The 14,921-nt window shown below is 53.7% G+C and carries 12 protein-coding genes; all 12 read right to left on the bottom strand.

Annotation, left to right across the window (positions count from 1 at the left end; genetic code table 11):
* Positions 1 to 6: 6 nt before the first annotated feature.
* Positions 7 to 966, bottom strand: coding sequence for an acetyl-CoA carboxylase carboxyl transferase subunit alpha (accA, locus tag FDP13_RS02340; RefSeq protein WP_143838467.1), 960 nt, complete (start codon positions 964 to 966; stop codon positions 7 to 9).
* A gap of 12 nt (positions 967 to 978) precedes the next feature.
* Positions 979 to 4,461: a DNA polymerase III subunit alpha gene (dnaE, locus tag FDP13_RS02335; protein WP_143838465.1), complete on the bottom strand. Its 3,483-nt coding sequence runs from the start codon at positions 4,459 to 4,461 to the stop codon at positions 979 to 981.
* Between the two features lie 77 nt (positions 4,462 to 4,538).
* Positions 4,539 to 5,135, bottom strand: coding sequence for a ribonuclease HII (rnhB, locus tag FDP13_RS02330; RefSeq protein ID WP_143838463.1), 597 nt, complete (start codon positions 5,133 to 5,135; stop codon positions 4,539 to 4,541).
* Positions 5,128 to 6,279, bottom strand: coding sequence for a lipid-A-disaccharide synthase (gene lpxB / locus FDP13_RS02325; RefSeq protein ID WP_143838461.1), 1,152 nt, complete (start codon positions 6,277 to 6,279; stop codon positions 5,128 to 5,130). The genes rnhB and lpxB overlap by 8 nt, the downstream gene beginning before the upstream one ends.
* A 3-nt stretch (positions 6,280 to 6,282) precedes the next feature.
* On the bottom strand, positions 6,283 to 7,071 hold the full coding sequence (gene lpxA / locus FDP13_RS02320) for an acyl-ACP--UDP-N-acetylglucosamine O-acyltransferase (protein ID WP_012770825.1): 789 nt from the start codon (positions 7,069 to 7,071) through the stop codon (positions 6,283 to 6,285).
* A 3-nt stretch (positions 7,072 to 7,074) separates the two neighbouring features.
* Positions 7,075 to 7,530 (bottom strand): 3-hydroxyacyl-ACP dehydratase FabZ, encoded by a 456-nt coding sequence (gene fabZ, locus FDP13_RS02315; RefSeq protein ID WP_012770826.1) that lies wholly within the window; start codon positions 7,528 to 7,530, stop codon positions 7,075 to 7,077.
* A 150-nt stretch (positions 7,531 to 7,680) separates the two neighbouring features.
* Entirely contained in the window at positions 7,681 to 8,703 is a 1,023-nt protein-coding gene (gene lpxD / locus FDP13_RS02310) for a UDP-3-O-(3-hydroxymyristoyl)glucosamine N-acyltransferase (RefSeq protein ID WP_027712888.1), read from the bottom strand.
* A gap of 3 nt (positions 8,704 to 8,706) precedes the next feature.
* Positions 8,707 to 9,204, bottom strand: a complete 498-nt coding sequence (gene skp / locus FDP13_RS02305; RefSeq protein ID WP_012770828.1) for a molecular chaperone Skp — start codon at positions 9,202 to 9,204, stop codon at positions 8,707 to 8,709.
* Between the two features lie 136 nt (positions 9,205 to 9,340).
* Positions 9,341 to 11,758, bottom strand: a complete 2,418-nt coding sequence (gene bamA / locus FDP13_RS02300; RefSeq protein WP_027712889.1) for an outer membrane protein assembly factor BamA — start codon at positions 11,756 to 11,758, stop codon at positions 9,341 to 9,343.
* A 34-nt stretch (positions 11,759 to 11,792) separates the two neighbouring features.
* Complete coding sequence (rseP, locus tag FDP13_RS02295) at positions 11,793 to 13,148, bottom strand: sigma E protease regulator RseP (RefSeq protein WP_143838459.1); 1,356 nt, start codon at positions 13,146 to 13,148, stop codon at positions 11,793 to 11,795.
* A 21-nt stretch (positions 13,149 to 13,169) separates the two neighbouring features.
* Positions 13,170 to 14,027 (bottom strand): phosphatidate cytidylyltransferase, encoded by an 858-nt coding sequence (gene cdsA / locus FDP13_RS02290; RefSeq protein WP_012770831.1) that lies wholly within the window; start codon positions 14,025 to 14,027, stop codon positions 13,170 to 13,172.
* A gap of 9 nt (positions 14,028 to 14,036) precedes the next feature.
* Positions 14,037 to 14,798, bottom strand: a complete 762-nt coding sequence (ispU, locus tag FDP13_RS02285) for a (2E,6E)-farnesyl-diphosphate-specific ditrans,polycis-undecaprenyl-diphosphate synthase (protein ID WP_012770832.1) — start codon at positions 14,796 to 14,798, stop codon at positions 14,037 to 14,039.
* Positions 14,799 to 14,921 lie beyond the last annotated feature (123 nt).

Genomic DNA, 14,921 nt, shown 5'->3' with positions numbered 1-14,921 from the left:
GCTAAATCAGCAGTAGCCGTAATTCATCAAACGCTGATAACGACGGTTCAGCAGTTCCTGTTCACTCAGTGTATCCAGCTCTTTCAGGTCAGACAGCAATTGAGACTTCAAGGACGCCGACATCGCTGCGATATCACGGTGAGCGGAACCCAGTGGCTCGGAGATCACGGAATCAATCAGCTTCAGCTCTTTCAGACGCGGAGCGGTAATGCCCATGGCTTCCGCAGCCAACGGCGCTTTATCGGCACTCTTCCACAGAATCGAAGCGCACCCTTCCGGCGAAATCACCGAATAGGTACTGTATTGCAGCATGTTGACTTTATCGCCGACACCGATGGCCAACGCGCCGCCGGAACCGCCTTCCCCGATAACGGTACAGACGATCGGCACACGCAAGCCGGACATTTCACGCAGGTTGCGGGCAATCGCCTCAGACTGACCGCGCTCTTCCGCCCCCACGCCCGGATAGGCACCTGGAGTATCGATGAAGGTGATGATCGGCATTTTGAAGCGCTCGGCCATCTCCATCAGACGCAGTGCTTTGCGATAACCTTCCGGAGCCGGCATCCCGAAGTTGCGACGGATTTTTTCTTTGGTTTCACGACCTTTCTGATGACCGATGATCATCACCGGCCGACCGTCGAGACGAGCAATCCCGCCGACGATCGCTTTGTCGTCGGCGTAGGCGCGATCGCCCGCCAGCTCATCAAAGTCGGAGAAAATATGCTGAACGTAGTCCAGGGTATAAGGACGTTGCGGATGGCGAGCCAGTTGGGCTACTTGCCAGGCACCCAGATCGGCGAAGATTTTCCGCGTCAACTCTACGCTTTTCTCACGCAGACGCTTAACTTCCTCGTCCAGGTTAATATCCAATTTTTCATCTTGGCGGCTGACTGCGGTCAGGGAATCAATCTTCGCTTCCAACTCTGCAATCGGCTGCTCAAAATCAAGAAAATTCAGACTCATAGTATTCCTATTTTAGTCAAATTCCAGTTCTACCTGTTCATTACCAACCAGGGTACGTAAATCATTCAGCAACACATCGGTGGGCGTGACGCGCCATGCTGCACCAAAACGTAGCCGGGCACGCGCATCCTGGCGCTGGTAGTAGAGATGCACCGGAATCGTCCCCGATCGATGGGGTTCCAACGACTGACGGAGACGGTTTAACAGCTGGTCATCAATTTGCCTGTCAGTCAGCGAGATAGCAAGCCCACGCGCATATTTTTCCCGCGCTTCACTGATATCCATTAACTCTCTGACCGTCATTTTAAGTCCACCGCTGAAGTCATCAAAGCTGACCTGTCCGCTGGCTATCAAAATGCGATCCTGCTCCAGCAGGTGCTGATATTTTTCCAGCGCGTCGGTAAACAACATCACCTCCAGACGACCGGAGCGATCATCCAGCGTGCAGACGCCAATACGGTTGCCCCGCTTGGTCACCATCACCCGGGCGGCCAGCACCAGCCCGACGGCAGTGGTCATTTTTCCCCGCTCCGTGGGATGCATATCTTTCAACCGCACGCCTCCGGCGTAGCGTTCGATTTCCTTCAGATATTGGTTGATGGGATGGCCGGTCAGGTATAACCCCAGCGTTTCCCTTTCACCATCCAGCACCACCTGCTCAGGCCACGGCGGCACCGTACTGTAAGACTGCTCTACCTGTTCGGGGGTTTCCGCCAGTACGCCGAACATATCCGCCTGACCGATAGCCTCCGCCTTTGCGTGCTGATCGGCTGATTTCATGGCATCTGCCAGCGAATTCATCAGTGCCGCCCGATGCGGGCCAAGCCGGTCAAACGCACCGGACATGATCAGTTTTTCCAGCACCCGGCGGTTCAGCTTCTTGATATCCGTGCGGGCGCACAGATCAAACAAATCACGGAAATAGCCGCCGTTATTACGTGCTTCGATAATGGCTTCAATCGGCCCTTCACCCACGCCTTTGATGGCGCCGATGCCGTAGACAATTTCGCCGTCATCGTTGACGTGGAAATGGTAGAGCCCGCTATTGATGTCCGGCGGCAGGATCTTCAATCCCATACGCCAGCATTCATCCACCAGCCCGACTATCTTGTCGGTGTTGTCCATATCGGCGGTCATTACCGCCGCCATAAACTCCGCCGGGTAGTGTGCTTTCAGCCATAACGTCTGATACGACACCAAAGCATAAGCAGCCGAATGCGACTTGTTAAAGCCATAACCGGCGAATTTCTCCACCAAGTCGAAGATTTTCATCGACAGCTCGCCGTCGACCCCCATCCTCTCCGCGCCCTCTTTGAATACCGAGCGCTGTTTGGCCATTTCTTCAGGTTTTTTCTTACCCATCGCGCGGCGCAGCATATCCGCACCGCCGAGGGTGTACCCGGCCAGTACCTGGGCAATCTGCATCACCTGTTCCTGATACAGAATAATACCATAGGTCGGCTCCAGCACAGGCTTGAGCGTCTCATGCTGCCACTGGATATCCGGATAGGAAATCGCTTCACGTCCGTGCTTACGGTCGATAAAGTTATCCACCATCCCTGATTGCAGCGGCCCCGGGCGGAACAGGGCCACCAGAGCGATCATATCTTCAAAACAGTCCGGCTTAAGGCGCTTGATAAGGTCTTTCATGCCGCGCGATTCAAGCTGGAACACCGCCGTGGTTTCCGACCGCTGCAGCATGTCGAAACTGTTCTTGTCATCCAGCGGGATGGCGGCGATATCTACCGGTTCCAGCCCCTGTTTTTCGCGCCGGGCGTTAATCATCTCCAGCGCCCAGTTAATGATGGTCAGCGTACGTAAGCCGAGGAAGTCGAATTTCACCAGCCCGGCGTATTCTACGTCGCTCTTGTCGAACTGGGTGACCGGGTGATGCCCTTCCGGGTCGCAATACAGCGGCGCAAAATCGGTGATTTTAGTGGGTGAAATCACCACCCCACCGGCATGTTTCCCGGCGTTACGGGTTACCCCCTCCAACTTGCGCGCCATATCAATCAGCGCCTTAACCTCTTCATCCGCTTCGTAAATTTCGCCCAGTTGCGGCTCAGCGGCAAAGGCTTTCTCCAGCGTCATGCCCGGATCGGGCGGCACCAGTTTGGAAATCCTGTCGACAAAACCATACGGATGCCCCAACACCCGGCCCACGTCGCGAATAACCGCTTTAGCCGCCATAGTACCGAAGGTGATGATTTGCGACACCGCATCGCGGCCGTACATATCCGCCACATGCTCGATCACCAGATCACGTTTTTCCATGCAGAAATCGACGTCGAAGTCAGGCATCGACACACGTTCCGGGTTAAGGAAGCGTTCGAACAGCAGGTCGAATTCCAGCGGGTCCAGATCGGTAATCTTCAGCGCGTAGGCCACCAGCGAACCGGCGCCGGAGCCTCGTCCCGGCCCTACCGGTACGTCGTTGTCTTTAGACCACTGGATAAACTCCATTACGATCAGGAAGTAGCCGGGGAAGCCCATCTGGTTGATGACGCCGAGTTCGATATCCAGACGTTCATCGTATTCCGGGCGACGCTGAGCACGTACGTCTTCATCCGGGAACAAGAACGCCAGTCGCTCTTCCAACCCTTTTTTAGCGCACATGACCAGATAGTCTTCGGTCGACATGTCGCCGGTAGGAAATTGCGGCAGGAAATACTCACCGAGCCGGATAGTCACGTTACAGCGTTTGGCGATCTCTACCGTGTTGATCAGCGCTTCAGGGATGTCGGCAAACAGCTCACACATCTCATCTTCGCTGCGCATGTACTGCTGCGGACTATAATTACGGGGGCGTTTAGGGTCATCCAGTGTAAAGCCGTCATGAATCGCTACGCGAATTTCATGCGCGTCAAAATCATCCTGACTGATGAAACAGACTTCGTTGGTGGCGATGACCGGTAAGCCGTGCGCGGTAGCCAGCGTCACTGCGGCATGTAGGTAGCTTTCTTCGTCCGGTCGACCGGTGCGCGTCAGCTCCAGATAAAACCGCTGAGGAAAATGTTGCTGGTAAAACGCGACGCACTGTTCCACCAATGCCTGATTACCACGCAATAAAAACTTGCCGATATCACCATGACGCCCGCCGGACAACAACAGCAACCCAGCCTGATGCTCCACCAGCCATGCGCGATCGATCGTCGGGCCGTCAGCGCCATACCCGCGTTGATAAGCCCGCGAAATCAGCAACGTCAGGTTCTGATAACCTTCGTTATTCATCGCCAAAACGGTGAGATGCGCCAGTTCGTCGCCTAACTCTTCGCTTTGCAGATAAAAATCAGCGCCGATGATCGGCTTAATACCGGCGCTATGCGCACCGCCATAGAACTTCACCAGCCCGCACAGGTTAGTAAAATCGGTGATCGCCAGCGCCGGCATCCCCAGAGCAGCGGCTTTTTTTACCAACGGGCCGATTTTTGCCAGCCCATCGATCATGGAATAGTCACTGTGAACACGCAGGTGAATAAAACGTGGTTCGGCCATTTACGGATCCCATAATCTTTTCAGTAACCCGCCTGATAGATAGCATCAGGCACATTATGCGTTTCCAGACGTTTGCGTTACGCCAGACCCAGCGCCCGTTTAACCGGAGCAAAACTGCGCCTGTGGTGAAGGGTGGCGCCCAACGTCGCCAGTTTTTCAAGGTGATATGCCGTAGGATACCCTTTGTGCTGCGCAAATCCATACTCTGGAAATTGCCGGTCCAGCACTTCCATTTCGCGATCCCGCGTCACTTTGGCCAAAATCGAGGCCGCGCTGATTTCCGCTACCCGACTATCCCCTTTAACCACCGCCTGCGACGGCATCGGCAAAGCTGGGCAACGGTTACCGTCGATCAGCACAAAATCCGGCGTAACAGGCAACGCAGCCACCGCACGCTGCATCGCCAGCATGGTAGCGTGCAGGATATTAAGCGTGTCGATCTCTTCCGGCTCGGCGCGGCCAAGGCTCCAGGACAACGCTTTTTCGCGAATCTCATCGTATAAAGCCAGACGGCGTTTCTCGCTGAGCGTTTTGGAATCCGCCAGTCCGACGATCGGCCGGTTCGGGTCCAAAATCACCGCCGCCGTCACCACCGCGCCAACCAGCGGGCCGCGCCCCACTTCATCCACGCCGGCAATGCAACGTGCCGGTGGATAAACAAAAACATCACTCATAACCGCACAGCTCCAGTACCGCCTGCGCCGCCTGCTCATCGGCGTCGCATCGAATCTGCTCATGCAAATGTAAGAATGTCTGCTGCAATTGCTGGGCCGCGTCGCCGCCTGCCAGCCAAGGTAATAACGCCGTCGATAGTTTGTCGGGCGTGCAATCGTCCTGCAACAATTCGCTGACCAGTTCACGCCCCGCCAGTAAATTAGGCAACGATACCCACGGCGTTTTCACCAGTCGTTTCGCCAGCCAATAGGTAAAGGGCCTCATGCGGTAACCGACTACCATCGGACACTTCGCCAGCATACACTCCAGCGCCGCCGTACCGGATGCCAGCAAGGCAGCGTCGCTGGCGATCATCGCATCACGCGCCTGCCCGTCCAGCAGCCGAACTGTCATGTCCGGCGCGACTTCAGCCTTAATTTTTTCGAACTGTTCACGGCGTCGCTGATTTACCAGCGGCACGATCACTTCCAGTTCAGGGTAGGTTTGCCGCAGTAATTGCGCCGTTTTCAGAAAATCCGCACTCAACATTTCTACTTCGGCGCCGCGACTCCCCGGCAACATCGCCAGGCAACGCGCGTCTTCCGGCAACCCTAACGTACGTCGTGCAGCGGCTTTGTCCGGATGCAGCGGCATCGCATCCGCCATGGTATGGCCGATAAAATGACAAGGCACATTGAAGCGATCATAAAAGGCTTTTTCGAACGGCAGAAACGCCAGCACCAGATGTGTGGATTTACCTATCTTGAAGACGCGCTTTTGCCGCCATGCCCATACCGACGGGCTGACATAGTGGATGGTTTTGATGCCATTGCGCTTGAGACGACCTTCCAGCGTAATGTTAAAGTCGGGAGCATCGATACCGACAAACACATCGGGTTGCAATGCACTGAAACGCTGCGTCAGGTCACGACGGATTTTCAACAAGCGGGGCAGGCGTTCCAGTACTTCAACCACCCCCATCACCGCCAGCTCTTCCATCTCATACCAGGCTTCACAACCTTCAGCCTGCATAAGCGGACCCGCCACACCAACAAAGCGGGCATCAGGCACGTGAGCTTTCAGTGCGCGGATCAAGCCGGCACCAAGAATATCGCCGGAGGTTTCTCCGGCGACCAGTCCGATAGTCAGGGGACGCTGCGTCATGACTTAGCGAATAATGCCGCGCGTTGAGCGGGTAAAGAAATCGAGGTAAGCCTGTACCGCAGAATGCTCCGCCGCCAACGCTTCGAGATCAGCTTTCACTTCGTCCAGCGTCTTACCACTGCGATAGATCAGTTTGTAAGCGTTACGAATGGCATGTAGCGTGTCCTTTTCAAACCCACGACGTTTAAGCCCTTCAATATTGATGCCGAACGGCGTAGCGTGATTGCCCTGCGCGATGAGATACGGCGGAACATCCTGAGCGACGCCGGAGCAACCACCCACCATGACATGAGCGCCAATGACACAGAATTGGTGCACTGCCGTCATGCCGCCGATAATCGCGAAATCATCAACGGAAACATGGCCGCCCAGCGTCGCATTGTTCGCCAGAATGCAACGATTACCGATAACACAATCGTGAGCGATATGGGTATTGATCATCAGCAAATTATCGTTACCGACTTTAGTCAACCCACCGCCCTGAGCAGTACCACGATGAATGGTCACGCTTTCACGAATACGGTTGCGATCGCCCACTTCAACGCGGGTCGGTTCGCCAGCGTATTTCAAGTCCTGGTTGACTTCACCAATCGTTACAAACTGATAAATTTCATTGTCACGACCAATCTTGGTGATGCCATTCACGACGACATGAGACTTCAGCACCGTTCCTGCGCCAATCTCAACCTGCGCGCCGATATGGCAAAACGGCCCGATATGAACACCGGCACCGATAACAGCGCCGTCTTCAACAATCGAACTGGGGTGAATAAAGGCGGTTTGATCAATCACTAATCAGCCCTCCCGACGACGCGCGCACATCATTTCCGCTTCACAAGCGACTTCGCCATCAACCTTAGCAACACCTTTGAAACGCGCAATGCCACGGCGCTCCTTGATGAACTCGACTTCCAGAATCATCTGATCGCCTGGTTCTACTGGGCGTTTGAAACGTGCTTCATCTACAGCGGCGAAGTAGTACAGCTCGCCCGGTTCCAGTTTACCCAGGCTCTTAAACGCCAGAATCCCCGTGGCCTGCGCCATGGCTTCGAGAATCAATACACCCGGGAAAATCGGCTTGCCGGGGAAATGCCCCTGAAAGAACGGCTCATTAAAAGAGACATTTTTTACCGCGCGCAGGAATTTTCCTTTCTCAAAATCCAGTACACGATCCACCAGCAAAAACGGATAGCGGTGCGGTAGTAGATCCAGAATCTCTTCGATATGCAGAGTATGCGTGTCTGTATTCAAAATACTCTTCCTGTCAATAAAAACGATAGCATTAACAACACGGCCTGCACATTCCCCGACGAGGGAGGAACAACATGCAGGCCGCAAATAAAAATTACGCACATCGGCGTCAGTCTTACACCCGAAACTCAGGGTTATGAATACCGGTGATTAGCGGTCTTCGAGCTTACGCTCGACAGCTTTGAGTCGTTTACTCATCTCATCAATATTCATCACCAGCGCAGCTGTTTTGCGCCAGACTTTGTTCGGTTGTAACGGGATCCCGGAGGAATAAACTCCCGGCTCGGTGATCGGCCGCATGACCATCCCCATCCCTGTGACTGTTACCTTGTCGCAAATCTCCATGTGACCATTGATCACGCTGGCACCGCCAATCATGCAATACCGGCCAATCTTCAGACTGCCCGCCATGATGACACCACCGGCCACGGCGGTATTGTCCCCAATCACAACGTTGTGTGCAATCTGACATTGGTTATCAATGATGACCCCGTTACCAATAATGGTGTCATCCAGCGCCCCACGATCAATGGTGGTACTAGCGCCGATCTCGACACGATCGCCGATAATGACCGTCCCCAACTGGGGAATCTTGATCCAATTGCCACGATCGTTGGCGTACCCGAATCCATCTGAACCGATTATCGCACCAGATTGAATCAGGCATTTTTCGCCCAATACAACGTTATGGTAAATGGTGACGTTGGCCCATAACCGGGTTCCCGCACCAATACGGGCATTTTTGCCGATAAAGCAGCCAGCGCCAATCACGGCGCCATCACCCAGCTCAACGCCGGATTCAATCACCGCATTAGCTCCAACCGAAACCCCATCTCCTAAACGCGCATCAGGAGCTATCACCGCGGAAGGTGCGATCCCCTGTGCAGGCGCCGGCGTTGTATCCATCAACTGCGCCATACGCGCATAGGCCAAATAAGGATTCTTTACCACTAACGCAGCAATATTACAGAACGGCAAATCAGCTTCCGTCAGTACTACTGCCGAGGCCTGAGTGCTGCTCAGTTGTTCACGATAGCGGCTATCGGATAAAAATGTAATCTGTCCAGCCTGCGCTGAATGCATAGAAGCAACAGCGGTGATGACGATATCGCCATCACCGTGTAATTGTGCATCCAACTGTTGAGCCAAGGCGTCCAGTCGAATTGAAAACATGAATTATTTAACCTGTTTCAGCACATCGGCAGTAATGTCTTTCGCGTTGTCTGCATAGGCAACGGCGTTAGCGTCGATAACTACGTCATAACCCTGTTTGGTCGCAACGGCTTTTACCGCATCCTGAATACGGCTCAGGATTTTGTTACGCTCTTCCATCTGACGACGACGATTGTCCTGATCGAACGCCTGCGCTTTGCTGGAGAACTGCTCACGCTGAGCCATCACGTCGCTTTCCATCTTGGAACGTTCGCTGGCTTTCATGGTCGAACCATCACGCTGCAACTTCTGCATTTTTTCCTGCAGGGCGCGTTCCATAGACTGCAGTTCAGTGGCACGGCCTTTGAACTCGTTTTCCAGCTGTTTGCCCACGGCTTCACGCTGCGGCAGCTGTTGGAAGATGCTGGAAACATTGACGATAGCAATCTTGTCAGCAGCCTGAGCACCGGCAGAGACAGCCAGCGTTAAACCCAACCCTGCGGCATACAACCACTTTTTCACGTTAAAACTCCTTACCCTAAGTATTTCTGCGCTGATTGCGCTTATCGTAATCACGGCATCGGCAGTCAAGCTGTTCGCTTCAATTACCACCGAATGCCGGTATATTTTCCATTCGATTCAAACGTACGCGGCCCGATTACCAGGTCTTACCAATGTTAAACTGGAACTGCTCGGAGCGATCGCCTTCATATTTCTTAAACGGCTGCGCGTACGAGAACACCAACGGCCCCAGCGGCGACATCCATTGCACGGCAAGACCTGAGGACATACGAATATTGCCGGGCGTACTGTAATCCGGCACGCCAGCCGCCAGCGTCTGGGCGGTATTTTCCCAGTGCGTATCCCACACGGTACCCGCATCAACAAAGAAAGAAGTACGTACCGAGCTGGAATATTTATCACTAATGAACGGCGTCGGCACGATCAATTCCGCACTGGCGGTCGCCATAGCGTTACCTCCCACCGCATCACTCATTTTAGATCCATCAATGCTGCACGACGACACACTTTGATTAGCGCAGTTCGTGTAGTAAGCCGCTTTCGGACCAATGGTATTAGAACGGAAGCCGCGCACCGAGCTGGAGCCGCCACCGAAGAAGTTGTCGTAGAACGGCACTTCTTTACCACTTAATCCATCGGCATAACCCGCTTTGGTTCTCGCCATCAGTACCCAGTTGTGGCTCTCGCTGAGTGGGAAGTAACTCGCCGAATCAAAGGTCAGCTTATAGTATTCGTTGTCGGATCCCGGCACCGTTACCTTAGCGTTCAGGTTGGCACGATTGCCCGCTGTCGGGAAGTAACCACGGTCAAGGTTATTGTAAGTCCAGCCCGATGTCAGGAAGAAATCGTTGGCGTCGAAACTGGCGCTCGACGTCGTACTGGGATCAGGATCCACACCGGCTTTGTTGAGGTAGCGCCACATGGCGACCTGAGGCTTCATGTCAGACAACGAGTTGTGCACGTAATCCAAACCGACGCGCAGCGAGTTATTCTCGTTGATTGGGAAGCCCAGCGTTGTACCTGCACCATAACTTTGGTTGGTGTAGTCGGAAAGATCCGCATCCAACGCTTTGAAGTTATTATAGAAAATACGGCCGCCGAGACTCACGCCATCCACAGTGAAGTACGGGTCGGTCATCGACAATTCTATATACGTCTGGTAGTCGTTGCGAGTCCCGCTAATGCCGACGGAGTTACCGGTTCCCAGCCAGTTGTCCTGCTGAACACCCGCCTGGAAGCTGATGCCGCTTTCCGTACCGAAGCCGACGCCAAAGTTAAGGCTACCGGTATTACGCTCCTTGACCTTGTACACCACGTCTACCTGATCCGGCGTACCCGGCACACGCTGGGTTTCGGTATCCACGCTTTCGAAATAACCAAGACGGTTCAGACGCTCTTTACCCTGCTGTACCAAATCGTTGCCGAGCCAGCCGCCTTCCATCTGGCGCATCTCGCGACGCAGCACGGAATCTTTGGAGACATCGTTACCTTCAAAACGGACGCGACGCACCGTAAAACGGTTCCCCGCATCCACATTGATATTCAACCGCACCGTCTTGTCGGCATCGTTGATTTCCGGTTGAGTCACCACGCGCGGATAGGCATAGCCATAGCGGCCCAGCAGTTTTTTGATGTCCTCTTCCATCCGGGTCACTTTCGTGCCGTTATACAGCTCACCCGGCTGGATACGCGTCAAATCTTCAATTTCAGTGGCATGTCCAACCAGGTTGCCGCGAACCATCACACCAGAGAGTTTGTATTGGTTACCCTCGGAAATATTGATGGTGATATAAATGCCTTTCTTGTCGGGCGTCAGGCTCACCTGCGTCGAGTCAATGTTGAAGCGAGCATAACCGCGGTCAAGATAAAAACTGCGTAGCGTTTCCAGGTCGCCGGACAGTTTCTGCTTCTCGTATTTGCGATCCCCGACCACGTTCCACCACGGTACTTCATCACGTAACTGGAAGCGGGAAATCAACTCATCAGAGCTGAAGGACTTATTGCCGACGATATTGATCTGCTGGATCTTGGCGGATACCCCTTCGGTAAACACCAATTTGAGATCAACACGATTGCGAGGAAGCGGTGTGACGACGGCCTTTACCGTTGCGCTGTATTTACCCACGCTGTAGTAGAAATCTTCCAGTCCCTTCTCGATGTTGGACAAGGTGGTTCGGTCGAGCGCTTCACCTACGCGTACGCCCGATGCTTCCAGATTCTCCTTGAGCATCTCTTCCTTCACCGCCTTGTTGCCGGAGAAGGTCAGGCTGGCGATGGTCGGACGTTCCTTGACCTGAATCAGCAGCGAATCCCCATCACGCAGGACACGAACATCTTCGAAGTTCCCGGTCGCAAACAAAGCTCGAATGGTGTTACCGATATCTTCGTCAGTGACGGTATCCCCTACCCGAACAGGCATGCTGAGCAATGCCGCACCGACGGCAACCCGTTGCAGGCCCTCGAAATGAATATCTTTCACTAAGAACCCGTCTGCACCGTATACGGTGGCGCTGCTAAACAGCAGCGACGCTATGAGCAACTTTTTCATCGCCATCGTTGTTATGCGTTTTTCCTAACCTAATCCACGCCTAAAGGCGGGAGAAATCATTGAAAAGTGCAAGACCCATTAACATCACCAGCAACACCGTGCCAATGCGATAACTGACGTCCTGCACACGCTCGGAAACCGGTCCACCCTTCAGCTTTTCGATAGCCAGGAAGAGCAGATGACCACCATCCAGTACCGGCAGAGGGAACAGATTGATAATCCCCAGATTGACGCTAATCAGCGCCAAAAACATCAGGTAATACACCAATCCGTAATCTGCTGACATGCCTGCTCCCTGCGCGATGGAAATCGGGCCGCTCAGGTTATTCAGTTTCACGTCGCCGGTAATCAACTTACCCAGCATACTGACTGTCAGCTTCATCAACAGCCAGGTTTTATTCCCGGCCTCATAGATGGCGCTGAACGGCCCATACTGGCGCACGGTTTTATACTCATCAGGCAGAGGGGTCACTTTAGGCACCACGCCGGCAAACCCTTCCAGACGCCCTTTCGCCACCGTTTTACTGTCTGGAATTAGAGTAACAGAAAGGGTATTTCCGCCTCTTTCCACCTCCAGCGCAACCGGTTTACCTGGGTTATCACGCACGACAATGACAAACTGCTGCCAGCGCGCCAGCAGTTGACCACCGACTTTAACGATCCTGTCCCCGACTTGCAAACCCGCTTTTTCAGCCGCGGAACGAGGCTGAACCTGCGTCAGCACCGCTTCAACCTGCGGCCCTTTAGGCACAATCCCCAGCGATACCGCCGGATCCTGCCTTTCCGGGTCGAAATGCCAGTCTTGCAACTCAAGCCGTTTGCTCTCTGTATTAGCGGTACCTAACGGCGCAGTTTCAATCACCACGTCAGGCTCGCCAATCCTGCCAATCAAGGCCAGACGCGCGCTATCCCAGTCAGGCGTTTCGATACCGTCAATCGACTTTAGTTCCGTTCCCGGCGAAATTTGGGCCGTTGCCGCAATCGAGCCGGGTAAAACCTCGCCGACTACCGGGCGGATACCCGGAACGCCAATGATGAACACCAGCCAATAAGCCATGACGGCAAATACGAAGTTGGCAATCGGCCCGGCGCTGACAATCGCCGCTCGCTGCCAGATCATTTTGTGGTTGAATGCCTGATGCCTGAGCCCGGCAGGCACCTCATCGACCCGGCCGTCAAGCATTTTCACGTAACCGCCGAGCGGAATCAGTGCGATCACATATTCTGTCCCCTGTCGATCGCGGCGGCGCCATAACGCCTTGCCGAAGCCGATGGAGAACCGTTCAACACGAACGCCGCAACGGCGGGCGACCCAGAAATGCCCAAACTCATGCACAGTGATCAACACACCGAGCGCAACGACGAATGCAGCCAGGCTCCAGAGAATATTCAGCATAAACCGACTCTACCTGTATTCCTAAACAGCCTTGAACAGCAGCAGCATCAGGCAGGAAAATACCGGTATGGCTGCGGTCAGACTGTCAATACGATCCAGTACCCCACCGTGACCCGGAATCAGGTGACTACTGTCCTTGATACCGGCTTCACGCTTGAACATGCTTTCCGTCAGGTCGCCCAATACCGAAGCCAGCGTTGCTACAATAGAGCACACCAGCAGGGTAAAGGTCGAAACAGACAATGGCGCATAGTGGCTAAACAGTAGCGCAATCATCGCTGATGTTGCCAGGCCGCCGATGAATCCTTCCCAGGTTTTTCCCGGCGAGACTTTGGGCGCCAGTTTATGTCGGCCAAACAGTTTACCAAACATATAGGCACCGCTATCGGCGCCCCACACCAGCACCATCACATAGAGTAACCACCAGGCTCCGCTAAAAGGATTGGATTCATACTCGAATTGCCGCAGCGCCAGCATACCCCAGAAAAAAGGCACGATAGTCAGCACACCAAAACACAGACGCAGCAGACGAGAATGACGCCACAATGCAGCAGAAGACGGATAAAACAGCACCATCAGCAGTGCTATCCCCCACCAGACCAGGGAGATCCATAGAGACAGGCAAACCGGCACAAACGCAACGGAATAGTGATAATCAGGCAAGGTCAGCATCATCGCCGCCAGCAGAAAACCGCAGGCGATGGCAAGCCAGATTCGCTGAGTGTAAGAAACCAAACCAGCCAGTTGACCCCACTCCCAGGCGGCCAGCATACAAACAGCCAGCGTCACCAGAGAAAAAACCAACGGCGGCAGGAAAAAAAGCGCCGCAATAACTAAAGGAATAAGAATCAGCGCAGTAATCAGGCGATACTTCAGCAAAAATACCCCCTACGATGCATTCGCATCGTCAGGCGTGGTTCCCCCAAAGCGACGCTCACGTTGAGCAAAGGCATGAATGGCACCTTCAAAGGTTTGTTCGTCAAAATCCGGCCAGAGAACATCGGTAAAATAGAGTTCTGCATACGCAATCTGCCATAACAGGAAATTGCTGATGCGATGTTCTCCGCTGGTTCTTATTAGTAGATCAACCGGAGCCAGATCGTTTAAGCACATGTAACGATTCAACGTCGACTCGTCAATAGTATCAGGACGCAGCAACCCTTCCTGGACCTGCTCGGCAATTTTTCTGACCCCGTGGATAATATCCCAACGCCCGCCATAATTCGCAGCAATATTCAGAGTCAGGCCGGTATTATTTTCCGTCATCGCTTCAGAACGCTGGATAAGCCCCTGTAATCGGCTACTGAATCGACTAATATCACCGATCACACGCAAACGGACATTGTGCTTGTGCAGGTTTTTGACTTCGCTATTCAATACGCGCACAAACAGCTCCATCAGCGCGGAGACTTCCTGCGCAGGACGGTTCCAGTTTTCGCTACTAAACGCGTATAACGTCAAGGCTTCAAGGTTCTGTCCAACCGCATAACTGATCGCTCGGCGTACTGACTTCACTCCAGCCTGGTGACCGAAGATCCGCAGCTTTCCCCTCTGTTTAGCCCAACGTCCATTGCCATCCATGATTATTGCTACATGGCGCGGACCGTTAGGTAACAACTTCTGACTACCGTGTTGATTTTCGGAGGGCATAGCGTGTATTGATTTCCTCGAGCAAGAAAATGATTATTCCAGTCGCAGCCAAACCTGACAGCATAAAAAAAGCTGTGAACACACAGCTTTCATCACCGTGGCGTTTATTAATAACCACCTGCA

Source organism: Dickeya sp. ws52 (assembly GCF_007210685.1).
In the GTDB taxonomy this organism is placed as follows: Bacteria; Pseudomonadota; Gammaproteobacteria; order Enterobacterales; family Enterobacteriaceae; genus Dickeya; species Dickeya chrysanthemi.
The sequence above is the reverse complement of the archived record's forward strand: the minus strand, read 5'-3'. Positions and strand labels throughout refer to the sequence as shown.